The 26,475-nt window shown below is 43.8% G+C and carries 26 protein-coding genes and 1 pseudogene; 12 read left to right on the top strand and 15 right to left on the bottom strand.

Annotated elements, in window-relative coordinates; translation table 11 throughout:
• Positions 1-327: 327 nt before the first annotated feature.
• Together ViNHUV68_RS05875 and ViNHUV68_RS05870 are read right to left on the bottom strand one after the other, a co-directional pair.
• Positions 328-984: an FCD domain-containing protein gene (locus tag ViNHUV68_RS05875; RefSeq protein WP_391089853.1), complete on the bottom strand. Its 657-nt coding sequence runs from the start codon at positions 982-984 to the stop codon at positions 328-330.
• A 187-nt stretch (positions 985-1,171) separates the two neighbouring features.
• Positions 1,172-1,740: pseudogene (locus tag ViNHUV68_RS05870) on the bottom strand (HupE/UreJ family protein).
• Positions 1,741-2,025: 285 nt separating this feature from the next.
• Here ViNHUV68_RS05870 and larC point away from each other — a divergent pair.
• The 3 genes from larC to larB are packed head-to-tail and all read left to right on the top strand — an operon-like array spanning position 2,026 to position 4,674.
• The gene (gene larC, locus ViNHUV68_RS05865; RefSeq protein ID WP_391089851.1) at positions 2,026-3,231 is read left to right on the top strand and encodes a nickel pincer cofactor biosynthesis protein LarC; all 1,206 of its coding nucleotides are present in this window, start codon (positions 2,026-2,028) and stop codon (positions 3,229-3,231) included.
• Positions 3,206-4,030 (top strand): TIGR00268 family protein, encoded by an 825-nt coding sequence (locus ViNHUV68_RS05860; RefSeq protein ID WP_391089850.1) that lies wholly within the window; start codon positions 3,206-3,208, stop codon positions 4,028-4,030. The genes larC and ViNHUV68_RS05860 overlap by 26 nt, the downstream gene beginning before the upstream one ends.
• Entirely contained in the window at positions 4,015-4,674 is a 660-nt protein-coding gene (gene larB, locus ViNHUV68_RS05855) for a nickel pincer cofactor biosynthesis protein LarB (protein ID WP_391089849.1), read from the top strand. The genes ViNHUV68_RS05860 and larB overlap by 16 nt, the downstream gene beginning before the upstream one ends.
• A gap of 47 nt (positions 4,675-4,721) precedes the next feature.
• On the opposite strand, the gene ViNHUV68_RS05850 is transcribed toward larB, so the two are convergent.
• The 4 genes from ViNHUV68_RS05850 to ViNHUV68_RS05835 form a co-directional block, all read right to left on the bottom strand.
• Positions 4,722-6,017 (bottom strand): hypothetical protein, encoded by a 1,296-nt coding sequence (locus tag ViNHUV68_RS05850; RefSeq protein ID WP_391089847.1) that lies wholly within the window; start codon positions 6,015-6,017, stop codon positions 4,722-4,724.
• A gap of 80 nt (positions 6,018-6,097) precedes the next feature.
• Positions 6,098-7,093, bottom strand: coding sequence for a DctP family TRAP transporter solute-binding subunit (locus ViNHUV68_RS05845; RefSeq protein ID WP_391089845.1), 996 nt, complete (start codon positions 7,091-7,093; stop codon positions 6,098-6,100).
• Positions 7,094-7,348: 255 nt separating this feature from the next.
• Positions 7,349-8,635: a TRAP transporter large permease subunit gene (locus ViNHUV68_RS05840; protein WP_391089843.1), complete on the bottom strand. Its 1,287-nt coding sequence runs from the start codon at positions 8,633-8,635 to the stop codon at positions 7,349-7,351.
• Between the two features lies 1 nt (position 8,636).
• Positions 8,637-9,119, bottom strand: a complete 483-nt coding sequence (locus ViNHUV68_RS05835; protein ID WP_391089841.1) for a TRAP transporter small permease subunit — start codon at positions 9,117-9,119, stop codon at positions 8,637-8,639.
• Positions 9,120-9,320: 201 nt separating this feature from the next.
• Between ViNHUV68_RS05835 and ViNHUV68_RS05830 the strand changes: the two genes are divergently transcribed.
• The 5 genes from ViNHUV68_RS05830 to ViNHUV68_RS05810 all read left to right on the top strand — a co-directional run bounded on the left by ViNHUV68_RS05830 (position 9,321) and on the right by ViNHUV68_RS05810 (position 13,771).
• On the top strand, positions 9,321-10,340 hold the full coding sequence (locus ViNHUV68_RS05830) for an NAD(P)-dependent oxidoreductase (RefSeq protein WP_391089839.1): 1,020 nt from the start codon (positions 9,321-9,323) through the stop codon (positions 10,338-10,340).
• Positions 10,337-10,990: a bifunctional 4-hydroxy-2-oxoglutarate aldolase/2-dehydro-3-deoxy-phosphogluconate aldolase gene (locus ViNHUV68_RS05825; protein ID WP_391089837.1), complete on the top strand. Its 654-nt coding sequence runs from the start codon at positions 10,337-10,339 to the stop codon at positions 10,988-10,990. Before ViNHUV68_RS05830 ends, ViNHUV68_RS05825 begins: the two co-directional genes overlap by 4 nt.
• 2 nt (positions 10,991-10,992) lie before the next feature.
• The gene (locus tag ViNHUV68_RS05820) at positions 10,993-11,679 is read left to right on the top strand and encodes an RraA family protein (RefSeq protein ID WP_391089835.1); all 687 of its coding nucleotides are present in this window, start codon (positions 10,993-10,995) and stop codon (positions 11,677-11,679) included.
• A 50-nt stretch (positions 11,680-11,729) separates the two neighbouring features.
• Positions 11,730-12,710: a 2-dehydro-3-deoxygalactonokinase gene (locus ViNHUV68_RS05815; protein ID WP_391089833.1), complete on the top strand. Its 981-nt coding sequence runs from the start codon at positions 11,730-11,732 to the stop codon at positions 12,708-12,710.
• A gap of 77 nt (positions 12,711-12,787) precedes the next feature.
• On the top strand, positions 12,788-13,771 hold the full coding sequence (locus ViNHUV68_RS05810; protein ID WP_391089831.1) for a zinc-binding dehydrogenase: 984 nt from the start codon (positions 12,788-12,790) through the stop codon (positions 13,769-13,771).
• Positions 13,772-14,035: 264 nt separating this feature from the next.
• Here ViNHUV68_RS05810 and ViNHUV68_RS05805 read toward each other — a convergent pair whose 3' ends face one another.
• Positions 14,036-14,707: a DJ-1/PfpI family protein gene (locus ViNHUV68_RS05805; RefSeq protein WP_391089829.1), complete on the bottom strand. Its 672-nt coding sequence runs from the start codon at positions 14,705-14,707 to the stop codon at positions 14,036-14,038.
• Between the two features lie 114 nt (positions 14,708-14,821).
• On the opposite strand from ViNHUV68_RS05805, the gene ViNHUV68_RS05800 reads away from it, so the two are divergent.
• Positions 14,822-15,706, top strand: a complete 885-nt coding sequence (locus ViNHUV68_RS05800; protein WP_038174403.1) for a LysR family transcriptional regulator — start codon at positions 14,822-14,824, stop codon at positions 15,704-15,706.
• A 48-nt stretch (positions 15,707-15,754) separates the two neighbouring features.
• On the opposite strand, the gene ViNHUV68_RS05795 is transcribed toward ViNHUV68_RS05800, so the two are convergent.
• The 4 genes from ViNHUV68_RS05795 to ViNHUV68_RS05780 all read right to left on the bottom strand — a co-directional run bounded on the left by ViNHUV68_RS05795 (position 15,755) and on the right by ViNHUV68_RS05780 (position 18,900).
• Complete coding sequence (locus tag ViNHUV68_RS05795) at positions 15,755-15,976, bottom strand: VF530 family DNA-binding protein (RefSeq protein WP_038174404.1); 222 nt, start codon at positions 15,974-15,976, stop codon at positions 15,755-15,757.
• A gap of 120 nt (positions 15,977-16,096) precedes the next feature.
• Entirely contained in the window at positions 16,097-16,999 is a 903-nt protein-coding gene (locus ViNHUV68_RS05790; RefSeq protein WP_038174405.1) for a sensor domain-containing diguanylate cyclase, read from the bottom strand.
• A 410-nt stretch (positions 17,000-17,409) separates the two neighbouring features.
• Entirely contained in the window at positions 17,410-17,949 is a 540-nt protein-coding gene (locus tag ViNHUV68_RS05785) for a hydrolase (RefSeq protein ID WP_038174406.1), read from the bottom strand.
• A gap of 51 nt (positions 17,950-18,000) precedes the next feature.
• Complete coding sequence (locus ViNHUV68_RS05780) at positions 18,001-18,900, bottom strand: PhzF family phenazine biosynthesis isomerase (RefSeq protein ID WP_391089826.1); 900 nt, start codon at positions 18,898-18,900, stop codon at positions 18,001-18,003.
• Between the two features lie 88 nt (positions 18,901-18,988).
• Here ViNHUV68_RS05780 and ViNHUV68_RS05775 point away from each other — a divergent pair, with 88 nt between their 5' ends.
• Positions 18,989-19,915 (top strand): LysR substrate-binding domain-containing protein, encoded by a 927-nt coding sequence (locus ViNHUV68_RS05775; protein ID WP_391089824.1) that lies wholly within the window; start codon positions 18,989-18,991, stop codon positions 19,913-19,915.
• A 105-nt stretch (positions 19,916-20,020) separates the two neighbouring features.
• Here ViNHUV68_RS05775 and ViNHUV68_RS05770 read toward each other — a convergent pair whose 3' ends face one another.
• Both ViNHUV68_RS05770 and ViNHUV68_RS05765 read right to left on the bottom strand, forming a co-directional pair.
• Positions 20,021-20,668 carry an isochorismatase family protein gene (locus ViNHUV68_RS05770; protein WP_391089823.1) on the bottom strand — a complete coding sequence of 216 codons (648 nt, stop codon included), beginning with the start codon at positions 20,666-20,668 and terminating at the stop codon, positions 20,021-20,023.
• A gap of 17 nt (positions 20,669-20,685) precedes the next feature.
• A complete protein-coding gene (locus ViNHUV68_RS05765; protein ID WP_391089821.1) occupies positions 20,686-21,399 on the bottom strand; it encodes an NUDIX domain-containing protein in 714 nt (237 codons plus the stop codon).
• Between the two features lie 266 nt (positions 21,400-21,665).
• Between ViNHUV68_RS05765 and pncB the strand changes: the two genes are divergently transcribed.
• Positions 21,666-22,910: a nicotinate phosphoribosyltransferase gene (gene pncB / locus ViNHUV68_RS05760; RefSeq protein WP_391089819.1), complete on the top strand. Its 1,245-nt coding sequence runs from the start codon at positions 21,666-21,668 to the stop codon at positions 22,908-22,910.
• 14 nt (positions 22,911-22,924) lie between these two features.
• Here the strand turns inward: pncB and ViNHUV68_RS05755 are convergent, their stop codons facing one another.
• Positions 22,925-23,878, bottom strand: a complete 954-nt coding sequence (locus tag ViNHUV68_RS05755) for a LysR family transcriptional regulator (protein WP_084185947.1) — start codon at positions 23,876-23,878, stop codon at positions 22,925-22,927.
• 104 nt (positions 23,879-23,982) lie between these two features.
• Here ViNHUV68_RS05755 and ViNHUV68_RS05750 point away from each other — a divergent pair, with 104 nt between their 5' ends.
• Positions 23,983-25,323, top strand: a complete 1,341-nt coding sequence (locus ViNHUV68_RS05750; protein ID WP_391089817.1) for an MATE family efflux transporter — start codon at positions 23,983-23,985, stop codon at positions 25,321-25,323.
• Here ViNHUV68_RS05750 and ViNHUV68_RS05745 read toward each other — a convergent pair.
• Positions 25,315-26,328, bottom strand: a complete 1,014-nt coding sequence (locus ViNHUV68_RS05745; protein ID WP_391089815.1) for a substrate-binding domain-containing protein — start codon at positions 26,326-26,328, stop codon at positions 25,315-25,317. The genes ViNHUV68_RS05750 and ViNHUV68_RS05745 overlap by 9 nt on opposite strands.
• Positions 26,329-26,475: the final 147 nt, after the last annotated feature.

Genomic DNA, 26,475 nt, shown 5'->3' with positions numbered 1-26,475 from the left:
GCTTCTAAATTAATTAAGTTTGCGCCTTTTCTTTAAGTTACCCATTAGATAATACTCAAGGTGACCGTTGAAAAAGCATTGAATGCTGAATTAGACGGTCACCTTGATGATGCTTCCAAACCCGGCTCCAATTTCCATAATGACCGCTCAACTAAGTCGATAATGGTAAGTCATCAACAAGTCACGACCAACTTTCAGGCAATCAATGAATTCAAGATACCTAAAAGAAATGTACAATACGAATCAAAAATTGGCGACAAGTTCTGAACTACTTCAAAATTGTGTTCCTGCCATCCGTGTAGGCTAGAGCTACATGGCATCACTTTGCTATTTACCTAAAACACACTCATCAATTAATGATTTAATATCTAACACATGCTTTCTTAGCGTGGATTTCGCTTCCTCAATTTCGTCATCATTAAGCATTTGATAGATCCGACGATGATCCTCCAAAATCTCAGTATAGGAATCTTCTGTGCTTGTCAAGTGACTGCGAATCGCTCCTATATGGAATTGTACTAATTGATAGCTCTTCTGAAGTAGCGAATTATTACAGTACTTGAAAAAAGACTCATGAAACTCGCCATCCAGTAGCAAAAATGCCTGAAAGTCTTTGTTTTTCAACTTATGTTCCATCTTTACAATGCTAATTTCTAAGCTTTCCAAAAACGCTTGAGAATCATTACGCATTGATTCTTCAATGGCGATAGGTTCGAGATAGCTACGAAAATTACAAAGCTCAACAATCGACTTTTCATCCGGTTGAAAAACGAAACTACCTTTCTGAGGGATAATATCAATCAACCCCTCTTGTTTAAGAATAAATAGTGCTTCACGCACTGGTGTTTTACTCACACCGAAGGTTTCTGACAAGGATGCTTCAGAAAGTGGCTGACCTAACTTCAATTCACCATTCACAATGGAATAGCGTAAATTTTCAGCTACATTTTCCGTTAGACTTTTAGGGCGAGTGATAACTTTCAATCTCGTTACCTCATGGTTAATTCTACTGACGTTAGTCTACCCCAATATCTTACTATTGACAGCAACTAATAAGTGGCACGACTGGTGTGCTCATGCATGTTAATAGCAAATATTATATTTATATAATTTGGTTATATCACTTGTTATTTCAGTGAGTTAAATCGCATTTGACTAAAGTAATCTAACATTAAACTAAGAACAAAGCCGTCATAGCCAAATACATACTCCCCGAGTAAAGGAAAGCGCTTCGCTTCGAGCGCTCATTCTCAAATTGAGTACCTAAAATGAAACCAACAAGGTACATCAATGCACTAGCGATCACAAAGCCGATTGTATACTGCATAGCCGATGTGTTCATGGGCATCTCGAACAGGTGGATGTATCCATGAAAACAAGCGAGTGAAGCCAACATGTATACTAACCTCTGACTAACCAATCTACCTGATACACCAAATGTTAATATCAGCCCAACTGATATGACTGATAACGTAATCAAACTATCGAACGTAGCAATAAAAACACCAGAAGCTGCAATGGTTGCACCTAAAATTAAGCTTAATGTAAGTACTGCTAACGAGGCCCATTTCATCAATCTATCACGGCCAAAATACAAACTAGACCAACTCCCATCATCGCTGCCATATGATCAATGCCAGAGAACGGATGAAGAATACCCGAAACCAAACCGATCTCAGAATGACTTGGATGAGCACTTACCAAAGAGGGAAAGAGCAAAATAAACCACGCGTTTTTCATAAACCTAACCTTGCGTTTTTGAGAATTTAAATAGTTTAAGCGAACTACCTCAACATCACACACTAACAACTAACAACTAACAACTAACATATTAGATGCTAGTAATTTATTTTATTAAATTTCCCTTTAAAGACACTGATCACAATTAAGTAAAAATACGACATATAGTAGCCTAACGGGCTAGATAATAAGCCAATTAGAAATTAAAGTATCTAACATATTAAAACAATAAAAACTCACTGCCTTTTTACCTAGGTAAGTGCAACGATAACTCGGAGTATTGAAATGCACATTCATTTGGATCTTGTCGGGGGTATTGCTGGTGACATGTTTAATGCATCCATGCTTGATGCATTACCACACTTAGAGTTGCCTTTGTTAGAAGTACTTGCAGCGGTAAAAGAGACTGCTCAGGTAAACTACTGGACTGAAGAGGCTATCGACAAAGGGTTAACTGGACGGCGATTTTATGTTGAAAATCAAAATGATAAATCAGAACATCACCATGAGCATAGAAGCTGGAAACATATACAATATCTTATTTCGGAATTATCCATAGATGAGTCCGTGAAAAAAAACACACTTGGGATATTTAGTTTGCTTGCTGAGGCCGAAGCAAAAATACACGGAAAAAATGTCGAAGATGTGCATTTTCATGAGGTAGGTGCTTGGGATTGTATTGTCGATATTCTTTCCGCTAGTTGGCTTATCGTCAATTCAAAAGCAACTTCTTGGTCTTGTTCTGATATTCCTTGGGGTGGAGGAATCGTACATTGTGCTCACGGTGATATCCCAGTACCAGCCCCAGCGACCTTATCTTTACTGAAAGGTTTTCAGATGATTGATGATGGTATAAAAGGAGAGCGAGTGACGCCAACAGGAGCCGCTATCCTTGCTTGGTTGCTCCCATCCCACAAAGTAAAAACTGGTCAAGTCGTCAATATTGGTTATGGATTTGGTAAACGTGAGCTATCCGGGAGGGCTAACCTACTTCGAAGTACAATATTGTCAACAACCAAAAGAACCCATGATAATCATGAAGAAATCAGCGTCATTCAGTTTGATATTGACGATATGACTGGAGAACTTCTCGCCATTGCCCGTGAGAAGATTCGATCTCAGCAAGGCGTACTTGAAATCACTGAAGTGGTGGCTCATGGTAAGAAAAATCGTCATATCAATACCATCACTGTCCTGACCCAGTTAACCGTTCAAGACTCTATTCTTGAGTTCATTTTTAACCATACTTCAACGCTCGGTGTACGTTACTGGAGATGTCAGCGCAAGCTACTTCCTCGACATCATCACCAAGTTACCGTCGACAACACACAATATAATGTCAAAACTGCCCGACGACCTGACGGCACTTTGACTAGCAAACTCGAGTCAAGCCATTTGGAACCGCACCAAATGAGTCTCAATAATCAAGTTGAAATCAAAATACTTACAGAGAAACTAGCTAACCATGAACTCACTAAACAACAAGATTGAGAAACTCGAGAACCACCTAAAACAGCTTGGCACAGTCACCGTTGCTGTTAGTGGTGGTGTTGACAGTATGACGTTAGCTTATGTTGCTCATCAGGTACTAGGAGAGCAGGCCAAGATGGCGCACTCGATATCACCAGCCGTTCCTTTGCAGGACACGCAGAGAATTCGCGATTTTTCGGCCAATTATGGCTGGAACATGGTGTTTGTCGAAAGCGGTGAGCTTGACACTCCAAACTATCAATCAAATCCAGTTAACCGATGCTATTACTGTAAATCGTGTCTTTATACAACCTTAGGTCGCTTGTCATTTGGTCAAGTTATTTCTGGTACCAACTTGGACGACCTTGACGATTATCGCCCTGGTTTGATCGCTGCAAAAGAGCATCAGGTTGTGCATCCTTTTGTCGAAGCATCAATCGCCAAGCAGGATATTAGGGATATCGCCAAGCAACTTGGTTTACCAACACTATCCAAACTACCAGCTTCACCGTGTCTTGCTAGCCGAATCGAAACGGGTATCTACATCAACGAAAATAATTTAGGGTTAGTTCATTCTGTCGAACAATATCTGCGTACTAAGATTGAAAGCGAGATGCTTCGATGTCGTGTTCAAAAACAACGTCTGAGCATTGAACTGGACCCCCATGCTATTGATATCCTCTGCGAATCTGATGTGAAATCATTAAAGCAACACATTACCACTATCGCTGAAAAATTCGACGCTTCAGTTCCTATCCAGTTCATTCCTTACCAAAGAGGTAGCGCGTTCATAGGAGAAAAAGAATGTCTGAAATCATAATTGACTTTGAACGTAAGCAGCGCTGTGGCGTTGAAGAAGCTATTTTTTGTGAAAGCAAGAGCATAACTCAAATTGAACAGATCATTCAGTTAGCTATGGCAAAAAAGAGCAGACTTTTTTTTACTCGCTTGTCTGAAGAAAAGTGGTGGCTTCTCAATCCAATCTTCCAGAAACATCTATCCTATTGCTCTATTTCTAAGACTGCGATCATGGGTGAAATTAAAGACTTATCACAGCAGAAAAGTCATATTGCTATTGTTTCAGGTGGTTCTTCTGACACAGGGGTCTGTCACGAGATAATGCAAACGCTCAACTATCATGGCATTAATGCGTCATTGTATGAAGATGTGGGTGTTTCCGCCCTGTGGCGTTTAAAAAATGCACTACAAGAAATCAATAAAGCCAATATCATAATTGCAGTAGCAGGTATGGAAGCAGCACTGCCAACGGTTTTAGCAGGTATGACACCTCGACCTATTATTGCGGTGCCCACCTCTGTCGGTTATGGCGTATCAGAAGGTGGGCAACTGGCGCTGCACTCTTGCTTAGGGAGTTGTGCTGCTGGCGTCATGACGATGAATATTGATAATGGATTTGGTGCCGCTTGTGCAGCGATAAAGCTACTCAACAGTTTCTTGGTATAATCACTCACAAAAGACAAAGGGCTCAGATAAGACCTTTATATCGGTTGCTATTCAGTCCAAGGCAATAAACCGCCTGCTTCATCAAACTGGAATGCTATTGGCTCTGAAATGCACTCTACACTTTCTAATGACTCAACGACATCTTTTAGCCCTTCTGATACATAAATGTTGTCGAGCTCAAGCGTGTTTTTTATCCACACTATTTTCGCATTCAAAATATCATGAATAGGCGCTGTTTTCAGCGCAAAAACGATCGCTTCTCGGTCATTACCCATGACCATAGGTATTTTTGCTGTCGCTAACGTGCCCGCTGTCGCGGCATTAGTGTACATCGCAGAGAAGTCGAGACTTTGCACCAATTGACGAGTAGTAATATCGGCCATGCCAATCCCAACGCCATTGCCGTGAGTTGCTTCTGTAAGAGCAAGTACCACCGTGCTTGAAATATTAGGCCCACTAAAACCACTGACACCAGAACCAGGACGCCCGGTCACGTTCGGATCCATCCCTTCACCACTGATGTTCTTGCCGATTTCTTGAATGATCAGCACATCAATATCCGGTATCTTAATCGTCGCAATATTCTGTTTGGCTTTTTCCAAGTACTTTGGTTCAAGCGATAAGATATCGGCTTGCTCTACCACCTCAATATTCATTAACTCATCGTAAGCATTCTCAACTAAGCCGATTGCGAAAGGCACGTTTATTTGTTCCAGCAAACGTCCTCCTGCTTCAGGAATCACTCGATGAAAATTATGAAAGCCATATCGGTGCAGTGACGATGCACCAACATGATTCCCTAACCCAATACATAACATCTTGAGCAAGCCACTCTCGACTTGTCCTTTGAAGTCGGCATGAGGTTTGATCTTATTGCACAGAATAATACCATCGGCTTCTGTCGCCACTTTATCCAAGTAGAGTGGTACACCATCAGGCATAGCAGCCACTTTGACCACTTCCATCGATGATACAATGGGTACGTCCATCGATTGCTCTGTCACACCGTAAGTTTTGAGAATCTTGATCTGCCCTTCTGCATTTGCAGAGCCGTGGCTCCCCATCGAGGGTACAATAAAAGGCTGTGCCCCATATTGCTTCAAGAACGCTATCGTTTCTTGCAGAACCGGTATAAGTCCCGAGATCCCACGACTGCCTACGGTAATCGCTAAAGACATCCCATTTAAGCGCTCCGGATTTGGAAACGTCAAAAGCTCTTGACTAATGCGTTTTTGAATGTCTTCGAGTTTTTTTCTATCGAAGTGCTGCTTCACTTTTACCATTTTTGGTAGTTTACATTCAAAGCCACCATCGAGTGTAAACTTGATTTCTCTGTCAAACATGTCCGTTTATCCCTAGCAGAACAAAAACAACTAGAGAGGGCATAACCCTCTCTAGAATAAAGTCGAAACCTTTTTAAAGGTTATCCTTTTGGCGATACTGCCTTGATGGTGGTCATCCATTCATCGTAAATGTCTGCACCTAGTTTCTGCTTGTACTCTTCACGTACTGACTCAGTGGCATCAATGAACAGTTGGAGTTGCTCAGGACTCAAAGCATTTACTTGTGTACCTAACTTCTTAAACTCTTCAATTTGTTGACCTTCTTCAGACGCAACAAGTTCTTGTTGGTAGATTTCAGCTGCACGCATTGATTCTGCGATTAGCTTCTGATCGTTAGCTGAAAGGCTGTGCCAAAACTCTAAGTTCATAACCGGAATGTAGAAGGTAACTACGTGGCCAGTCAGGCTAACGTAGTCCTGTACTTCATAGAAACGCTGAGCATAAATGTGCGCGATTGGGTTCTCTTGACCATCAATAACACCCTGTTGAAGACCAGAGTATACTTCACCAAAGTTCATTGGTGTTGCAGAAGCATTTAGAGAATTGAAGGTCTTAACATGAGCAGGAACCTTCATCGTTCTGATCTTCAGACCTTTTAGATCTTCTGGTGTTTCTATAGGACGGCTGTTGTTTGTAACGTGACGAACACCATTTTCCATCCAGCCGATGCCTTGCAAGTTCATGTTATTAAGTTTGCTCAACATCTTATCGCCAGCAGGGCTATGTACAGTATCTAGTGCCGCTTGCTTGCTTGGGTAGATAAACGGTAGCTCTACAACATCAAAAGATGTATCCCAAGATGAATAGAAAGATGATGGCGATACCGCCATTTGAAGCATGCCAGATTGAACCCCTTCAATCATTTCACGATCAGGGCCCATTTGAGAATTTGCAAAAATCTGCACTTCAAATTTGCCATCGGATTTTGCTTCGACATCTTCTTTGAATTTTTCTAGAGCTCGATGTAAGTGATAGTTTTCATTTGCACCGTGTCCAATTCGAATTGTCGTTGCTGACATTACTGAAGTTGATAGTGCGAGCATAGATACCGCGGTAGCCATAATTAGTTTTTTCATTGTGCCCTCGTTTCTCGTTTGCAGGGTGACTCTGGTTTATCGTTAAAGGCCGCTACATAGCGTGCAGCAACAATATAAGTATTCCCTAACCCATCTAGCATCTAATATATCAGATGCTAGATTTTAATTATTACCGACTAGTTTAATTATTGCTGTGAGAATGGTCACGAATATATAACCATTTTTATTAATGCTAGAAACAAAAAAGCCTTAGTATGAACTAAGGCTCCTATTTATTACTCAAAAGTATTAGTGCTATCCAACTAATTCTGTAAGGAACAGTGATATTCCTGGTATAAATGTAACTGCCAATAATAAAACTAACATTGATAATAAGAATGGAATTAATGCTTTCGATATTTTCTCTATACTTACATTAGAAACTTGGCTTGCAACAAATATATTAACTCCCAAAGGGGGCGTGCAGAAACCGATCGCTAAGTTAACAGTTAATATTACACCGAATACAATAGGGTCAACGCCTATCTGTTTGACTACAGGTAATAAAATAGGGGTTAGTATAATAATAGCTGAGATGGTTTCCATAAACATACCAATTATCAACAACATACCGTTAATAAGCAATAACAGAACAACTGGATTATCAGACAGGCCCACCAAGGTGTTAGCAACCACCGATGGAATCTGTTCGAACGTAACCAAACGACCAAATGCGGCCGCAAATACCACAAGAACTAAAATGGTTGCTGACGTTAAAGTCGAACGCGAGAATATTTCTGGCAAGTCAGAAAAAGAGATTTCTTTATATATGAACAGACCGCAAATAACAGCATATACAACCGCAACTGCTCCTGCTTCAGTTGGAGTAAATACACCACCATAAATACCACCAAGAATAATCCCTGGGACAATTAAGGCCCAAATGGATTCTTTAAACTGTGCGCCGACACCCGACCAAGAAAATGGCGTCGGTTCCAAATCCATAATAGGTTGATTGCGAACCACTACTCGGCTCATTGCCATAAAGGTAAGGCCAAATAAAACTCCTGGAATAATCCCAGCTAAAAATAACTTACCAATAGACACTTCTGCCGATACACCATAAATAATAAATGGAATACTTGGCGGAATCATAACTCCGATCATGCCGGCAGATGCCGTTAGTGCTGATGAGAAATCCTTTTTATAACCTTGCTGGGTCATAGAAGGAATAATATTAGAGCCGATTGCCGCCACCGTTGCAGGCGCCGAGCCAGAAATGGCAGCAAAAAACATTGAAGCGATCACGTTTACATAACAAAGGGAAGCTCGAATATGCCCAACAAGAGAATACGCAAAGCCGATAATACGTGCAGAAAGACCACCTTTTTGCATTAAGTCACCAGCTAAAACAAACAGCGGGACAGCAATAAGCGGGAATGAATCAGCCCCGGTCACAATTGAGCGTGCCATCAAACTTAGTGGCGGAGTACCATCAACAAAGCTCATCACGAACAGAGAGCTCATCCCTAAACTCATTGCAATGGGCATACCTAGGATTAATAAGAGCCCCAAAGCGCAAAATAGTATAATACCTGACATTTTATACCTCTACTGCCGGTGGTGTTTGTGTTGGTTTTACTAGGTAAAACTGAATAATCCTGAATACCGATAGTAGCGAACCTACCGGAGCGGATGAATACATGATGGCAATTGGAAGATTAAGCACCACCGATTTCTGTGATAGAACATAAGGCAGAGTAATCAACTTGTAAGATTGATATGTCATGGTCAACAGGAAAACAATAATGGCTACATCAATCATAATTTCTAACACTCGCTTCACCTTCGGCGGGAGTAAGTCTTGGAAAAATGTTACTTTTACGTGCTTTCTTTCCTTAAAGGCGTAGGCGATACCTATCCAAATAAACCAAATAAACGTCCACAAGGTAAGTTCCTCGGACCAGGATAATGCATTTTGAAATACATACCGCATCACTACCTGAACGGTAATCAATATTACAATTCCCGCAAGAAGCAACCCACCTAAAGCCGATTCTAAATTGTCATCCAACCATTTAACCATACTGATCTCACCGCCACCTAATTACTGATATGTCAGATATCATAGGCCTCAAACTGAGCTAAAAATAGACAAAAACCTCAATTAAACCGTCAAATATCGAGTTTTTTGTGATTGATCACAATTTAAAACCATCACCATTTCGATCCGAAAATTCAACTGATATGTTAGATCTTAGATATTATAACAAAAAGGTGATGTTACATGACTGATGAAACCAAATTCAAAGTCTATGTGTCTGATTATGACTATCCAGATCTAGAGATTGAGCGCAGTATCTTGGAACCAATTGGCGCGGAAGTTATAGGCTTAAAATGTAAAACAGGTATTGGCCTTGGTGAGCTTGCTAAGGATGCAGATGCTATTCTGCAACAATATGCAAAAATCCCTCGTAAGACTATCGAGCAACTAGGCAACTGTAAGATCATTTGCCGTTATGGTATCGGCGTGGATATTTTGGATGTGGAAGCGTGTTATGACCACGGAATCAAGGTTTCAAACGTACCAGACTACTGCATTGACGAAGTCGCCGATCACTCGATCTCACTAGGTTTAACTCTTTTCAGACGCATTCCTGCCTACAACAAGTTTACTCATGAAGGTCAATGGCACTGGGATATCGATGGTTTAGTTCCAAAACGCTTCCGTTCTTCTACTTGGGGGTTGATCGGCTTTGGCCGTATTGCTCAGAACATTGCCAAGAAGATGACAGCATTAGGGTTCAAAGTTGTGTCATTTGACCCCTATGTATCCGGTTCTTACATGAACACTTTTGGTGTAGAAAAAGTAAGCCTTGAGACTCTCATCAGCACTTCTGATGTCGTTAATGTTATGTGTCCACACACACCAGAAACCGACCGTTTGATCAATGAAGACCGCTTACGTCAAATGAAGTCGAATGCGGTACTCGTTAACGGTGCTCGCGGTAAAGTTGTTGATAACAAAGCACTTTACAAAGCTCTTGTTGAAGGTTGGATAGCCTCTGCTGGTCTTGATGATCCAGAGGAAGAACCGGCAAAACTCGATAACTGGAATCCTGATGACAACCCGATTTTTGGCTTAGATAACTGCATTGTGACACCACATGTCGCTTATGTATCACAAGAAGCTTTCCAAGAATGTCGTCGAATCGCAGCAGAAAACGCCAAAGCCGTTTTATTAGGTGGCGAACCTCTTGATCCAGTAGCGCGCGTAAAAACGCCAATTTCGGAACAACAATCATGAGACAAACAACTATTGCCGCCATTGAAGAACATAAGGTCTTTGCCATTGTTCGAGGGATTTCTCCGGACAACGTACGTCCAACAATGGAAGCACTATATAGCGGCGGAATTCGTTTAGTCGAAGTGACATTTGACCGAAAAAACAGCGACGAAAATACTTTGGCGGCACTCGATATTCTCGCCAGCGAGTTTCAAGACAAACTGATCTTCGGCGCAGGTACCGTCACTACGGTGGAGCAAGTCAAAGCTGTCAAAGCCCTGGGTGGACAATTTATCGTTTCCCCTGACTTTAATGCTGACGTCATTAAGGCAACCCTCAAATGCGACATGGTGTCGTTACCCGGTGTCATGACACCAACTGAAGCGGTACAAGCCAATGAAGCTGGTGCTGACTTTATCAAGCTGTTTCCAGGTGGTTTGTTAGGACCAGAATATCTCGCTGCATTAAGTGCCCCCTTGTCGGATCTTAAATTTATTGCTGTTGGTGGTGTTGATGCAAACAACATCCCTGACTTCGCTAAAGCTGGCGCAACTGGGTTTGGTATTGGCTCTAACTTAGTTAACAACACGCTCGTTGAAAACAACGAATTTGAAAAAATCTATCAAAATGCTTGTCGTTACAAGCGAACTATTGAATCTATTAGGAAGTAAAAATGGAATACGCAAAGAAAATCATTAACCCTCGTCCAGAAGTAAACGAAGAGCTCATCGCAAAGTGTGCAGAAATGACCGATGTTTTGAGCGTAAGTGCGGTATTTAGTGATGCGTTTAAACGCGATGGTGTTATGGACCACGAGATCAAATTCCGTTCATCAAACAAGCCATTTATTGGTACTGCACTGACTGTAAAACTTAAGCCAGGCGACATCGTTGATTGTCTTCCAATCTTCGATATTGCTAAACCGGGCGATGTGGTTGTTATTGACGCAAACGGCACACCAAATACCTCAATCTGGGGTGGCTTAATGTCTGGTCTAGCTCGTGCAGCAGGTGTTGTGGGTGCAGTCGTTGACGGCTCTGTTCGCGATACTGATGAGTCAAAAGTGCTTGGCTTCCCAATCGCATCTCGCTCTGTATCACCTCGCGCAGCACACTCAGCAGAAACAGGCCGCACTGAGCCAATCGAAATCAACGTTCCTGTTGTTGCCGGTGGGCAAATTGTTAAGCCTGGAGACCTAGTGGTTGCAGATGAGCTAGGTGTTACCGTTGTTCCTTACGAGTTTATAGAAGAAGTCTACCCTGCCGCTAAGCAGCTTGCTGAAAATGAGAAAAAAGTGCGTGAAGAAATTCTTAACGGCGCAACCGTTGAGCAGCTTTTAGCCAAGTTTGGCCGCATCTAATCAATGATTGAGACCCATTGAAAAATGGGTCTCTTCAGAGGGATATTCAATTGATCATTACAATAGATACTGGCACTACAAATACTCGTGTAGCGCTTTATGATGGTAAACAACGCGTTGATCTGGTTAAGGCGAATATCGGTGTTCGCAATACCAGTATCGACGGCAATAATCAGCAACTGATTAGTATTATTGCCAATGCAATAAGTCAGCTGAAAAAGGCCCACTCTCTGCAAGACTCGGATATTGAAGCCATATTAGCAGCAGGTATGATTACCTCTAATCTGGGTTTATATGAGGTTCCACATCTTGTCGCTCCAGTTTCTCTCGAAAGCTTTGCCGACAACATAAAATCGGTCGTCATTCCTGAAGTTTCAGCTTTACCAATCCACTTTATACCCGGCGTGAAAAACCTAGACACTGAAAACCTTCAGTCTGTTGTTGGTCTGGATATCATGCGAGGTGAAGAGGTTGAAGCACTGGCTATTGTCGATATGTTCAACATTGAGCAGGACGCCATTATTGCCCTTCCTGGTTCGCACTCCAAGTTTGTATCCGTTGATTCTCAACAGACAATTCTAGGGTGCTGTACCACTCTTGCTGGTGAATTAAATGCCATCGTGACCCATCACACCATTTTAACCAGCTCATTGGAAGACCGTTTTTCCGACACGTTGTGCAATGAATCTCTATTGGAAGGTTATAAATCGGCTGATCGTTATGGTCTTGGTCACGCTCTGTTTATGATTCGACTTCAGGAACAATTTGGTGGCAAACAACATAAGCAGCTCGCCAGCTTCCTTATCGGTGTCATACTGCATTCTGATATAAAGGCTTTAAGCTCCGCTCCACAACTGCACTTTAACTCAGAAACTCCAGTGTACATTGGTGGCTCAGGCTTGCTCTGCGAAGCAACCGCCACGCTGCTTAATTACCAATTCCCTGATAACTCTGTGATTCGCTGTGAAGATGTTCATGATTTGTCAGCTATTGGCTCTATTTATGTCGCCCAGAAGGCGAACCTTATTTAGTCACTCACCTCAAGTGACCTTTCTGGAGTTTTCGACCCCAATCGAAAGCTCCTTTATTGCTTTTGGAGACTGACAACATGAAAGCTCTGACCTATCAACCATCTATCGATCAGTTTCAAATTCAGAACCTGTCCATCCCTACACCAGACGCCTATCAAGTATTGGTAAAGGTTCTCGCCTGTAGCTTAAATCCCGTCGATACCAAAATTGTAAACTGGCACACATTAGTGAATGACATGAACGACGATTTTGTTGTAGGTCTAGATGTGGTTGGTGAAATCGTCTCTATCGGCGAGCAAGTCGACAACTGGAGAGCTTGTGACAAAGTGCTATTTCACGGCAATATGTTTAGCCAGCATGGTGGCTTAGCCGAGTTTTGCTTACAAGACAGTCGCACCTTAACACGGCTACCGAATGTCCCAATTGCAATGGCCGCTTCCACGCCTTGTGCTGGTTGGACCGCTTGGCGCGCGTTGTTCGACAAACTCAAAATAAAAGATCATAGCTCAATATTCATCACTGGTGGTTCAGGTGGCGTGGGTGGATTTGCCATTCAACTTGCTAAGTATTTTGGTCTTGAGACAATCATCACGACCTGCTCTGATCGAAACATTAATTACGTTAAAAGCCTTGGTGCCACCCATGCCATCGACTACCAAACGCAAGATGTCGTTAAAGAAATTATGTCGATTACTCAAGGCTCTGGTGTAAATAGCGCCCTTGATTGCGTGGGTGGAGAATCTGAACTCTATTGTTCAGAGGCTCTGGGGTTTGACGGCGAGATGGTAGAGCTTGTCGGGACAGCCGACCTAAACCAATACCGACAAGCCAAAGCAAGAGGTATTGGAGTTCATCAACTTAGTCTAGGCGCCGGATACAATCATGGCATCAAAGGGCTAAACTCCATTTTGAAAGCAGGAGAATCATTCAATCTATTGCTCAATCAAAACGTAATTAAAGCACCACGTATTCAAACCATTAATCTTGAGCAGGCAGGCCACGCTCTCATGGAAATGAGAAAACAGAGGACGGTAGGCAAAATCGTTGTTATCTTTCCTTAAGATAAATGAGACACAGATTTATCTCTAGCTACAAGTGATATTAAACACTAAAAATATTATACCCTTGGTTACTTCCCGAGTTACACCTTGGGCGAAATGATATGCGGCTCAATTGATGGCATCAATGAAGCAAGCCGTCGATGTGGATAGCGCTATTCAAAGTGACGACGTTCTTGTCAGACAAAAAAGGTCACATAAATATGTGACCTTCTGACGACGTTTGGAGCGCAAAAGTAACGATTTGCGCTCTTGGTACTGATGAGATTACGCCAACAGATCAACCAACGCTTTGCCTACACCGTGAGCACTGGCTGGGTTTTGACCAGTAATAACTCGCTCATCGACAATGACAAGTTCTTGCCAAGGCTGAACCTTAGTGTATTGAGCCGCGCTGCGTGCCAGAGACTCTTCCAACAGGAAAGGAATATCGTTGATGGTACCGAAATCCACTTCTTCTTCGCGGGTGAATCCTGTCACTGACTTTGACGCAAGTAGCTTGTCGCCAGTGCTCAACGTAATCGGTAACAGAGCGCTTGGGCCATGGCATACCGACGCAATCACACCGCCATTTTCATAATGATTGGCCGAAATTTGCGCAAAGTCTTCATTAGTCGCAAGATCAGACAACAAACCGAAACCACCTGGATAGAAAATAGCATCGTACCCTTCACCATTCACTTGAGAAACCGGAATGGTATTATTGATGCGGTTTAGGAAGCCTTCATCTGCAAGAATATCGGCATTGACCGTGTCCCCTTCCATATCGGTTCCATACAATGGCGCTTTGCCACCTTGGATCGAAGCAATGTCATAGTCGTAACCTGCGGTAATCAGTTCATTCAGAACATGGGTCAGTTCAGGAGCGAAGGTACCGTTCGCTTGATCCGTGTTACCGAGCGTTGCATGGTTGGTCACAACTACAAGTATTTTCTTCATAATTTATTCCTTTGGTCGGGTGTTATTTGACTCTAACCATACTAATTAAAAACCAAACGAGTGATAATACCCTTCATTAGCAAAACATTATTTCTATATAGCAAAGATAAAAATATGGACAGTTTTGAAGGTATCAATGAATTTGTTGCTGTTGCCGAGACTCATGGCTTCTCCGCGGCAGCAAAGCAGCTTGGCTGCAGCACAAGTCACGTGAGTCGACAAGTGACAAGATTAGAAGAAAGAGTAGGTACGCAATTGCTGGCTCGCTCTACCCGTATGGTCAACCTCACCGAAGCCGGGCACAATTACTATCAACAGTGTAAAGAGTTGATCATGGCGCTAAAGCAAGCCAATGAGCAGCTAACTTCTCAACAGACTCAGCTCAGTGGCACCTTACGTGTCAGTGCCGCAGGAGCGTTTGCCGAGAATCATGTTGCCCCTGCACTCATGACATTTGCCAAAGAGCACCCAAACTTAACCATAGAAATGAGTTTTAACACGCGAATGGTTAACTTCATCGAAGACGGTTTTGATTTCGCCATTCGCTATGGTCAGCTCAACGATTCTGGTCTGATCGCAAGAAAATTAATCGAACGCCCCATGGCCGCGGTTGCATGCCAACACTATCTCGATCAATTTGGTACACCAACTCATCCAGAACACCTAAAACATCACAGCTGCATCATCGCCAATAATGATATTTGGGTGTTTGACAAAGACCAAAAGCCGCTCAGTGGTGTGAAAGTATATGGCAGGTGGCGCAGCAATAATGCCAACGCGGTTGTACAAGCGTGTAAAGAAGGCTTGGGTATCGCTTACATGCCCAAAAGCACTTTTATCGAGGAGCTTAAAACAGGGGAATTAGTTCCGGTACTTAAACCTTATTGGGGGAAAGGGTCTAGCAGTTGGATCGTGTATCAAAATCGAAGGTTTCTACCACAAAGAGCAAAACTCGCGATTGAGTTCTTATTAAATTACTTCGCCAATTGGCAAGAGTAAATGAGCTTATCGACCATACTAAACTTACCTCCCCCTAGAGTTCAGTTTTTACTGACAAAAGGTTTGAATATAGAGTGCTTCAACCTTCGCGCGCGCCCATGGAGTGCGACGTAAAAACTTCAATGAAGACTTAACTGATGGGTTGTTATAAAAGCAATTCACCTTTATTTCTGTATCTAATCCTTTCCAACCGTAGTGCTCTTGTAAGCGCACTAGTATTTGTTCTAGTGTTAGTCCGTGCAAAGGGTTATTGGGTTGCTGTTGGCTCATATGAGTCTCTTCTTAACGTCACCGAGTTATTGATAATCGGCAGTGTAACAGAACCAAGATAGTGAATTTATAGTTTTGTTTGCACCGATTAAAGAAAATGGCTCAGCCAAACGTCAAGCTCTAATAACTGACACGATTTCTGCCTAAGTTTTTCGAACAATACATCGCATCGTCTGCACGGGTTAAAATACTTTTAATTGCCACATCACTTGCCAGCACTTCTGTTGCGCCAATGCTGATGGTCAATGCCACTTGATACCCATCGATATCAAACGATGCATTCTCTAAGCATCGTCTGAGCTTTTCGGCCACCAAAACTGAGGTCGCTAAGTCGGTATCATATAAAATGACGGCAAACTCTTCACCGCCAATCCGGCCAAAACAATCACTATTTTTAAGCTGATTATTGAGCAGTTGGGCGACCGAGCGAATCGCTTCATCACCAACACTGTGCCCCATTGAATCATTGACGCGTTTGAAATGATCGATATCGAGCATCAGCAAAGAGAACTGGCGTTGATCTCGATGAAAATCCTCTATCGCCTTTAATAAGGATTCGGTGAAAGAGCGCCGATTGGCAATACCCGTTAGATCATCTTTCTCGGATAATTCTTTAAGACGCATTTCTAACCAGTGTCTCTGAGTGATATTTCTCGCCGTCCAAACCACGGTTCGTTCGCCATTTTCAATGAAATCGAGCGGTTTGATGAGCCCCTCAAACCATAACTCTTGTGAAATCACAACATGATCAGGTAATTCAATCATATTTTGGCTATCAAATTTATAACGAACAACTTTAGTCTGATTAGTATCTAAGACAGTGGTGATATAAGAGTGGAATTGCTTCGCCATCTCTGGCGGTGAAACATCGTAAAGCGAGCGACCTATAAAGGGTTTACAATCAAAACCTGTCGCACACTCTTCACCACCATAGACGTCAATGTATAACCCTGACTGTGAAAAAATAAATACATAATCAGGCAATGAATCTAAGACGGTAAAATAACGATCCTTCAAGTCCATTCGATGGCCTTTTTACTTCAACGTGGTGTCAGCATAGCGTGAAACAATTGTGCAACATCAGACGTAGCTCAAAAAAATAAACCTATGCATGGTATTTATTGATAATAGTCTAAACATAGAGATAATCGCTGATCGAACAAGAAACTGATCGAATAAAAAGATCATCTAACATAAGTGGATTATTTTGAACACTACTCGATAAACTAACGATTGAATGACAGTTGTTCAGCGATGGAGTCGACCTCCTCTCGCCATATTTGGCACCACTACCGCGGATGCTATCGCCGCAAATGGTCACTATTTGGAAGGATTGATTACTACCGGATACTGGCTCTCACAGCGACGTTATCTGTCACACGGTAACAACGTGGCCCGTGGCCGATCAATGAGCAATCTGCGATAAGGTAGCGTTATCTGACTAGATTGAGGATGGAACGAAATGTTGGGTCGCGACAATCTTCAATCAACTCATACAAAGCCATCTCAAGACTGGTCGACATGACTCCTTGCTGTTCAAGTTTACGAATAGCCAATTGTTTGTTGCTTAATGTGCGTGAAGAGACACAATCTGTAACTAACTCAACCTGATAGCCGAGCTTATGCAGACCAAGCGCTGTTTGATAAACACAAATATGCGCTTCAATACCGCACACTAACCACGTATCAACATCAGCGCGTTCGACCGCTTCGATGAACCTTGGTTGTTTGCAACCGCTGAAGGTGAATTTGGTTATTGGTTGTTCCTCGACCAAACGGCAACCAAGTTCGTCAACGGTTGCGCCAAGCTTTTCTGGGTTTTGTTCCAACCACACAATAGGCAGCGTTAGTATCTGCGCGGCTTGCGCCAATGCTACACAGTTGTCTATCACCTCATTGCTGTCGGCGACCAAACGAGCTAACTTGCCTTGCACATCTACAATCACTAAACCCGTTTTCGCTCTGTGTAACATCGCTTTGTTCTCCCTATTGATCGCCATAACAATGTCGTAAAAGCCGCTGAACTAAATGACGACGCTTCTTTGGTCCATCAACTTACCAAATCCACCCGCCATTAAACTGGTGATCTGATCTGCATCAAGGTTCAATTCAACATTAATCACACTGGGTGACGCTGGCTGCATATACTCACCTTGGCGAATGACAAAGTGAGCCTTATTCATTTTAACTACATCATAGAGATAGCACGCTAATGGCCCAGCCGCCATTCCTGTTGCCGATTCTTCTTCAATAGCAAAACGTGGCGCAAACATTCGCGTCGTTGCATCCACTTGCTGCGGGGTGTCGATGGTAAACACGTACACACCGATTAAGTCCAATTTGTCGCTGATCGCCGTAATTTTTGCAAAATCTGGCACAATACTCGCCAAAGTGTTAACACTATCGACCGCTATGATGACAAAACTGTTGCCAGTATTAACTAGCGTCACTGGCATATCCTTAGCCAGTTGACTGGGCGACAAATTCAATGCCTCTAGTACCTCATTTTCAGTCACTCCACACTGGTGCCAATCACGCGCATCACTATAGCTAGGCGCCAGTTGTTCCATGTAGGCCGCCCCCTCTTTAATCACAACCTTACGCGGACCATCGATGGTCTCCTTACTGGTTTCGCCTTCGCCCACAACGCCTGTTTCTGCTAGGTAAGAAAAAGCGGCGATAGTGGCGTGACCACAATGGGCGATACGTCGATTTGGGGTAAAGAAATCCAATTTTAACCCTTCAGTTTGTGATGAGGACACAAACGCCGTTTCAGACAATCCGACCTTATTAGCAATCGACATCATTTGCTGCTCAGAATAGCCATCCGCATTGAGCACCACTCCGGCCGGATTGCCGCCTTTGCCATTAGCGACAAAGCCGTTAACGATATTCACATTGACTGTTTGATGAGTTGAGTTCATTTATTTACTTCCTAGTATCGATTGAATATTTGTTAAATATAATGATACAAGGCTATTATAGACACTCATCTAAACATGAGATTAATTCATGAATAATGACCAAGAAAAACTCACTCACCGCCTAACACAAGCCGCGCCTATGTTGGCTGTTATTGCCCAACAGGCAAGTTTTACTAAAGCCGCAGAGATACTTGGCGTTCAACAATCTGCAGTGAGCCATCGCGTTCGCTCACTTGAAAAGGCGTTAGGTTTAAGCTTATTCGAAAGAACCACTCGTCAACTCAAACCAACGCCAGCTGGAGACATTGTATGTCAAGCTGCCATTCAAGCTGTCTCTTTGTGGCCACAGGCACTTAAGCAATTAGAGCAGTTAAACGTAAGCCAACAAGTTCGTCTTAGTGTTTCTTCATCACTCGCGATGAAGTGGTTGATCCCTTTGCTCGCTCATAGAAATGATGATGTCGATGTCGCGCTGACAGTACAAGATGATCACACTGATTTCGCCAGTGGCGCAGTTGATGCAGCAATTCGATATGGTTCGGGGCCTTATCCTGGCTTGCACGCGGTGCGTTTATGTCATTCACAGTTACAACCTGTCGCGAAGCCGAACCTAACCGCAAGTATCAAGCACATAGAAGATTTGGCTGACAATGCGCTTCAACTACTAGAAGATCGCCGGGGCAAAGACGATGGCACGGGATTTAATTGGCGTGAGTACTTTATGCAACTTGGCATTGCCTACTCGACCAAACAACATCGTTACCAGTTTGATCGCGCCGACCTTATGCTGCAGGGCGCGATTAATGGCATGGGCATAGGACTAGGACGAACCTTGTTAATCGAACAAGATCTTAAGGCAGGTTTTATTGAGGCCGTTGGTCCGCCAGTGAAATTACAAACTGGCTATTGGTTGGTATGCCCAGCAAGCTTTGCGCAAACAGATCGTTATCGTGATCTGCTGCGTTGGTTAAAAGCGCAAGTCAAAGCCACCTTAACGCCACAGCAGTCGATTTAGACATTGTAGAAATATTACTTAGCAGTAATAACGAGATGGTTAACAAATTACCCAAGAGCACCAACGGAGCGCTTAAGGCGCCATTAAAATGCAAAAAGTAGATGGCTAGCGTAATGCCTCGGCACTTTCGACGACCAAAGCGCCCTTTTGCTCTAGTTCGGCGACAACGGCTTGAGTATTGTCAGCAAACACTGCTCGAGTCGATGCAAGGTTAAGCACGACGTTAAAACCCGCATCAAGCAACTGCTCAACCGATTTTTTAACACAGAAATCGAGCGCAAGCCCACCAACAATGACGGTCTCAATCTGGTGAGCACGCAAGAACTCAATCCCACCGGTCGAAAGCGTATCAGCCTGATCATGATAAAACGCACCATAAGGGTGAGCGTCAGGATCTATGCCTTTATTGAGTTGAAAGTCATAGTCACGAATCGCAGGTAGACCCGGAAGTAGCTCAACGCCCGGCGTACCGACCACGCAGTGAGGGTTCCACTTAATATCCACTTCTGGCAGACCAACAGGCTGTAACATTTGATCAGGCGATGTGGCCTCCCAAGCCGCGCCCGGCGGGTGCATATCGCGTGAAACTAATTTTAAACTGGCCATGGTGTGGTTACGTTTTAGTTGTTCAACGATCTCTAACGCACCTTGTACAGGCAGTTCATTGGGGCACAACTCACTAAACCCTTTCTGTGGGTCAACATCAATAGAAGCGGTTTTGCTTTGGTCAAGAACTATGGTTGGTATTGGCATTATCTACTCCTTTGCTGTTAACGCAGACAAGTCTGAAAGTAACTCACACGTTTTTCGGCCAAACGGTAAACCTGTGCAGGCTTTCCCCCTTTGCCTTTGTTGGTTGAAGCAAGTTTGTTGGCACTGACAATCACGCCGGTCTCAATCAGGCGACGCTTGACGGTCATGCGATTTACTTCAACGCCAAATTTTGCGTAAGCCGCAATAATATCGGAGACGAGAAACTCAGGCTCAAGCGCAAAAAGCGCCACCGAAGTATATTCAATCGCAGCTCTGAGCTTTGTCCATGCCAATTTAATTAACTCTGCATGGTCGAAGGCAAGCTCAACCTGATCACAAAGTATCTGTTTAAGTTCAAACCAACGCAGCTGTTGCTGGCACAGACCACAGTTGTCGATTTGATCGATGTTGGCGTGATTGAGTAAGGCATAGTGAGCGATGGACACACTCCAACCGTCTGGATCGCGTTTGGGGTTGCCGTCAACCATTGGTTCACTGATGTAATTAGGATAAGTGTGAATTTTTTGACGACAAATCCGTCTGCGTGCGGCATCAAAATCTTGGTCGGCGGGTTGTCCACCTTGGTTCACAAAATCATGCTCAAACACAAACCCACCCGGGATCGACCACATACCACAATGCGGCCTTTGCGGGTTGCTGCGCTTAATGAGCAAAACTTCCAGACCTTGCTCTGCGAGTCGAAGACAAATCATGTCGATCGTGACGATCATTTATTGCTCTCTTCTTCCTAACGTGTGACCTACTTTATCATTGCCTTAGCCAAGGTCAAATAGAAAGTAACCATTTGTGATTAACCTTATCATTAATCTAGGAGTCACTGTATTACACACTGTAATCACTAGAGTTAATAGTAAGTATAACGCTTAAGCGAAACATTGTTTTTACACATCTAGTTAGTAACATAGTTTGACAAACTAAATAGCATTACTTAAAGTTTGACCTATTGATCGCCTGTAAATGTAATAGGACTGGCTTGATGACTGCCGTGCTTTTTAATGACCGTATTATCCAAAGCGCACTTGATCTGGATGTGTATAAGATCAATATGATGTTTGGCGCGTTTAAGCTTTATCCGCGTACGCAGGTTCGTTACGAGCTAATCGTAAGGTCAAACGAATGCTTGGCGGCATTAGCCGAACAAGTCGAGGCTGAGATTACCCAACTTGAAGAATGCCGTTTTAGTGACCATGACATTCACTACTTAAACCAACAAGCCGATTACCTTGATGCGGATTTCTTGAATTACTTAGCTGAGTTTCGCTTTAAACCTAGTGAGCAAGTGACAGTGACCACCACAGAGAGTGGCCAGTTACGTGTTTCTATCCAAGGACTTTGGCATCAAACCATTCTTTACGAAACCATGGTGATGAGCATCATTTCTGAAGTGCGCAGTCGCCGCTTTTGGGCTGATATTTCATATTCTCATTTTGCCGATGTGCTTGAACGTAAAATCACTCATTTAACATCACAGTTAGCTCAGCGTGGGATCGGCCACTTTCAGTTTTCTGAAATGGGTAGCCGACGCCGATTCAGTGCTCAGGTGCAGCGTGAAGTGGTCAACTACCTACGCCATAATGTGCCCGACCTACTCTCTGGCACCAGTAACTATCACCTAGCGCGGGAGTTTAACTTAACGCCGATTGGTACTGTAGCGCACGAATGGTTTATGGCCCACCAGCAACTGGTTAACATTCGCGACTCACAAAAGGCCGCGCTTGATCATTGGCAAACACTATTTGATGGCAAACTAGGTATCGCCTTGACCGACACCATCGGTATTGAAGCCTTTCTAAAGGATTTTACTTTCGAACGAGCTGCGGCTTATGCTGGCGTGCGTCACGATTCAGGCTGCCCATTCACTTGGGGTGACAAAATCATCGCCCATTATCAGTCGCTCGGTATTGATCCAACCTCTAAAGTACTCATTTTTACTGATGGCCTTAATTTTGACCGAGCGCTAGATATTGCAGAATACTTTGCAGGTAAAGCTAAGGTAAGCTTCGGTATAGGAACCTTTCTCGCCAATGATATGGGCGACTGGACGGTTGATGGCGTGACGTATCAACCGCTCTCTATGGTAGTGAAAATGACGCGCTGCAGTGATGGCCCGGTGGCAAAAATAAGTGATGAGCCAGAAAAGGCGATGTGTGAAGATGAAACGTTTCTGACCCAGCTCAAACAGCAGTTTGGTTTGCTACCCAGTTTCGACATCGCGAGCTAACAGTCACCCCCCGACTAGAACTCAACATCCAAAGTACTCCACGCAAACTTGTCGCTCAGCCGTTTTAGCTCGGCAATGTCCGCCTCAGTTTGCGCAAGGAGCCATTGCTTGATCTCATTCGCTACAGGCGAGTGATTACGTTGATAGCAATAGTAATGCCAATCGCTGTGCTGAAGAGCAATGTCTTTAGGGCATTTGAGAAACTGGCGTTTAAGCTCAGGTAAGACTAAAAGCAGATCGGTAACCGTCACTCCCTGTCCCGACAGACAAGCACTAAGGGCAAGATCTAGACTAAAAAACACCGTATCTCGACCTTTGTTCTGCCCCTCTAGTGCAGCGTTCGCCAACCATAACTTCCAGTCTTGATGATCCAATGTGGCATGCAAATGAGGCAAAGCCAAAACGTCTTGAATGCGTAGATCTCGCTTTGAAAGCAGCTCAGCATAGACTGGCGCCATATATTCAGCGCGCAAAAACGTGACTCCCGGTTTATGTAAATAGCGCTCATGCTGACGTGTATTGATGATCAACAAGTCACAATCCTCTTGCTCCAGGACCGGGGCTTCCTCAATCGAAGGAATAATGACGATTTCATGTTCGGGATATTTCTCGTTTAAAAACGCGACATGGGAGATCAAAACTCGGGTGGCGTAACTTAACGCACTTTTGATCACAATGCGTTTTTTGGCGGGCGCTTTCCACTGGGCAATTAATGCATCTAGGTTATGGAAGTGCTGCCGTAACACCTCGAACAGATCGCGGCCTTGATCAGTGAGCTCAATCGCTCGATGCTTGCGAATTAAAAGCACAACATTGAACTCTTGTTCGAGCTGCTTAATCTGACGGCTCACCGCACTTTGCGTGACATTTAACTCATCAGCCGCTTTAGTAAAACTCATCAATCGCGCCACAGCCTCAAAGACTTTTAAGCTGTTGTGTGAGTAAGGTAGATTTGAATAAGGCCTCACACCTATCTCCTATAACTTGAACTCATGCTAATGTGGCATAAATGTCACTTGAACACCAGAGGGAGAAACCTTACCTTTATGTGATAATGATCACGAGGCAAACAATGAAGAAAATTCTCTCACTCGCCGTTCCGTTAATTATCTCGCAGATGATCTCAATGGCGTTGGTTCTAACCGACGTTTGGATGATGTCACGCCTGAGTGTGTCAGCCCTTGCAGCAGGTGGTTTGGGTGCCTCTATCTACTCTTTTGTTTTTATCATCGCGGGTAGCAGCATCGGCTGCGTCGCTAACTTAGTCGCCATCGCCTATGGTCAACGTGTAGCGCGCCCCGAGTTCGGCAATCAACAAATTCGCCTTGCGATTAAAGGCGCCGTTTTGCTGTCTTTTATCCTGAGTGTGATTCTAAGCCTCTGCTTTGCGTTTGTGCCACAGTTGCTGGCTGCGACAAAACAACCGAGCGAACTGGTTGCACCTGCGATGGAGTATGTCAACGCTTTGAAATGGGCCATGTTGCCTTCTCTATTGCTGTTAGTATTGCGAGGATTGACCAGCGCTTTTGGCAATGTTCGCTCCATCATGGTGATGTCACTTCTGACTGTCACGCTTAATGTTCCGATTAGCTACGTACTCGCATTTAGCCTAGATTTAGGTCTGACTGGGCTTGGCGCTGGCACCGCATTGGCAGCGTTGATCGTCACCATTGGTTACGGCGCATGGGTGTTTAAACGTCCGGAATATCTCTCTTTTGCCCCTTGGCACAACCGCGAGGAGTATTCTTGGTCTTTATTGACGCCACTGCTCGCGATGGGACTGCCTATTGCAATGGCAGCGCTACTTGAACATGGTTTGATTTATGGCGGAACATTGATGGCGGGAACGATCAGTATTGCTGCGCTCGCGCTGCATCAGATTTTACTGCAAAGTTTAAGCTTTACTTGGAATATTAATTTCGGCTTCTCACAAGCGGCGGCTATTTTGGTCGGGCAAGATTTTGGGGCCGAAAACTATCAGGGAATTAAACAAACCGCACTTCGCAGCTTCGGTATTACCACACTGCTGAGTGTTGTTCTTGCTGGTGGTTTTATCTTATGGCCAGAGGTGATCGCACACTTTTTCAACCTCGATAGTGAACTCAGTACACTGCTCAATCTCGTTCTGTGGGTTGTTGCTCTGTCATTTATTGTTGATGCTTGGCAGTTGCTAGCGATTAACCTATTACGTGGAATGAAAATTGTAATGAGACCAACACTATTAACCGCCATCGGTTATTGGTTGTTTGGTTTGCCTGCCGCTTGGCTACTGATGCCCGGCTACCAACTCACTGGCATCTGGGCTGGAATTGGGATTGGTCTCGGCGTTACGGGAGTCTTGCTGTTAGTGCAGTTATTGATAGCTATCCGTAAGCAGCGCAGTGGCAATTTGGTCAGTGTGGCATCACACTGACTTCGCGCGACTTCTAAAATGGACTTTAGCCGGCAGAACCCGCGTTTCCGATCGACGATCCGGCGTTTGTATTAACGCTCGGCTGGTCTCAAACAGCGTCTGGGCAATAAGCTGACAGTCCTGCTCGACCGAGTGAATGTGGAACGGTAGACAATCTAAAATATCGTAGTTGTCAAAGGTTGCGAGGCGAATGTCCGCTTGCAGCATGTTGTGCTCCGTGAGATAACGCAATACCCCTTCAAGCAGTGAATAAGACGCGGTGAAAATCGCTTGGGGCGGTCTGGCTAATTCTTGGAACGCCTGAGCCAGCATTTGATAGCCCGATTGCGGCTGATAATCTTGGCTAAAGACATGAGCCGCTTTAAACTCTAATCCCGCGCCTTTCAATCCAGCTTGGTAACCAGTGAAACGATCAATACTCGGTGACAACTCAAGTTGCCCACCAATATAAATACACTCGTCGACGCCCTGAACAAGCTTTTCCACCACCTGTTGAGTTGCGGCGGCAGCGTCTGTTGTCACACTGGATAATGTCGTTCCTTTTATCACTCGGTCAAACAGAATCACTGGCGTATTTTGTCCTATTTGCTCTAAATAGCTTGGATCTGTCATCGAACTGGCAACCAATAGTAGATCGACTTGTCTCGCGATTAAGCTCTGGATCGCCGCCATTTCGGTCTCAAGATCGTCATCCGATGAAGCAATTAACAGTTGATAGCCCGCCGCGCGACAATAAGTCTCAAGGTGTTTGGCAATGGTAGCAAAACCCATATTAGTCAAATCTGGGATAACTAAACCTGCGGTGTAGGTCTGTTTAGACTTCAATGCCCGAGCGTAACTACTGGGCGAGTAGTTATTCGCCTTCGCAATAGCTTGCACTTTTTTGACGGTCTCTTCATTAATGCGATGCTTTTGGGCATGACCGTTGAGCACAAAACTAACCGTAGACTTGGAAACGCCTGCAAGCTCTGCGATATCTGCTAGCTTAACCTTTTTTATTGTCATTATTTTCCTGCGTTATCGCTCGTTATTTGGGTAATGATGGCGTTGCTCTTCTGTTTTATTCTACTGCCATTAGGCAAGAATTCTAATGCTTTAAAAATTCAATAGCGCGTCCGCTGTAAACCAAATTAAAAAAGATCGCTTTGGATC

The sequence above is a fragment of the Vibrio sp. NH-UV-68 genome (assembly GCF_042940635.1).
In the GTDB taxonomy this organism is placed as follows: domain Bacteria; phylum Pseudomonadota; class Gammaproteobacteria; order Enterobacterales; family Vibrionaceae; genus Vibrio; species Vibrio pacinii.
This window is presented reverse-complemented; position numbering and strand designations above follow the sequence as displayed.

What these genes read in the sequence shown, in the direction of transcription:
- larC (WP_391089851.1), top strand. Translation starts at nt 2,026, where the DNA reads ATGCACATTCATTTGGATCTTGTCGGGGGTATTGCTGGTGACATGTTT.
- ViNHUV68_RS05860 (WP_391089850.1), top strand. Translation starts at nt 3,206, where the DNA reads ATGAACTCACTAAACAACAAGATTGAGAAACTCGAGAACCACCTAAAA.
- larB (WP_391089849.1), top strand. Translation starts at nt 4,015, where the DNA reads ATGTCTGAAATCATAATTGACTTTGAACGTAAGCAGCGCTGTGGCGTT.
- ViNHUV68_RS05850 (WP_391089847.1), bottom strand. Translation starts at nt 6,017, where the DNA reads ATGTTTGACAGAGAAATCAAGTTTACACTCGATGGTGGCTTTGAATGT.
- ViNHUV68_RS05845 (WP_391089845.1), bottom strand. Translation starts at nt 7,093, where the DNA reads ATGAAAAAACTAATTATGGCTACCGCGGTATCTATGCTCGCACTATCA.
- ViNHUV68_RS05840 (WP_391089843.1), bottom strand. Translation starts at nt 8,635, where the DNA reads ATGTCAGGTATTATACTATTTTGCGCTTTGGGGCTCTTATTAATCCTA.
- ViNHUV68_RS05835 (WP_391089841.1), bottom strand. Translation starts at nt 9,119, where the DNA reads ATGGTTAAATGGTTGGATGACAATTTAGAATCGGCTTTAGGTGGGTTG.
- ViNHUV68_RS05830 (WP_391089839.1), top strand. Translation starts at nt 9,321, where the DNA reads ATGACTGATGAAACCAAATTCAAAGTCTATGTGTCTGATTATGACTAT.
- ViNHUV68_RS05825 (WP_391089837.1), top strand. Translation starts at nt 10,337, where the DNA reads ATGAGACAAACAACTATTGCCGCCATTGAAGAACATAAGGTCTTTGCC.
- ViNHUV68_RS05820 (WP_391089835.1), top strand. Translation starts at nt 10,993, where the DNA reads ATGGAATACGCAAAGAAAATCATTAACCCTCGTCCAGAAGTAAACGAA.
- ViNHUV68_RS05810 (WP_391089831.1), top strand. Translation starts at nt 12,788, where the DNA reads ATGAAAGCTCTGACCTATCAACCATCTATCGATCAGTTTCAAATTCAG.
- ViNHUV68_RS05805 (WP_391089829.1), bottom strand. Translation starts at nt 14,707, where the DNA reads ATGAAGAAAATACTTGTAGTTGTGACCAACCATGCAACGCTCGGTAAC.
- ViNHUV68_RS05800 (WP_038174403.1), top strand. Translation starts at nt 14,822, where the DNA reads ATGGACAGTTTTGAAGGTATCAATGAATTTGTTGCTGTTGCCGAGACT.
- ViNHUV68_RS05795 (WP_038174404.1), bottom strand. Translation starts at nt 15,976, where the DNA reads ATGAGCCAACAGCAACCCAATAACCCTTTGCACGGACTAACACTAGAA.
- ViNHUV68_RS05790 (WP_038174405.1), bottom strand. Translation starts at nt 16,999, where the DNA reads ATGGACTTGAAGGATCGTTATTTTACCGTCTTAGATTCATTGCCTGAT.
- ViNHUV68_RS05785 (WP_038174406.1), bottom strand. Translation starts at nt 17,949, where the DNA reads ATGTTACACAGAGCGAAAACGGGTTTAGTGATTGTAGATGTGCAAGGC.
- ViNHUV68_RS05780 (WP_391089826.1), bottom strand. Translation starts at nt 18,900, where the DNA reads ATGAACTCAACTCATCAAACAGTCAATGTGAATATCGTTAACGGCTTT.
- ViNHUV68_RS05775 (WP_391089824.1), top strand. Translation starts at nt 18,989, where the DNA reads ATGAATAATGACCAAGAAAAACTCACTCACCGCCTAACACAAGCCGCG.
- ViNHUV68_RS05770 (WP_391089823.1), bottom strand. Translation starts at nt 20,668, where the DNA reads ATGCCAATACCAACCATAGTTCTTGACCAAAGCAAAACCGCTTCTATT.
- ViNHUV68_RS05765 (WP_391089821.1), bottom strand. Translation starts at nt 21,399, where the DNA reads ATGATCGTCACGATCGACATGATTTGTCTTCGACTCGCAGAGCAAGGT.
- pncB (WP_391089819.1), top strand. Translation starts at nt 21,666, where the DNA reads ATGACTGCCGTGCTTTTTAATGACCGTATTATCCAAAGCGCACTTGAT.
- ViNHUV68_RS05750 (WP_391089817.1), top strand. Translation starts at nt 23,983, where the DNA reads ATGAAGAAAATTCTCTCACTCGCCGTTCCGTTAATTATCTCGCAGATG.
- ViNHUV68_RS05745 (WP_391089815.1), bottom strand. Translation starts at nt 26,328, where the DNA reads ATGACAATAAAAAAGGTTAAGCTAGCAGATATCGCAGAGCTTGCAGGC.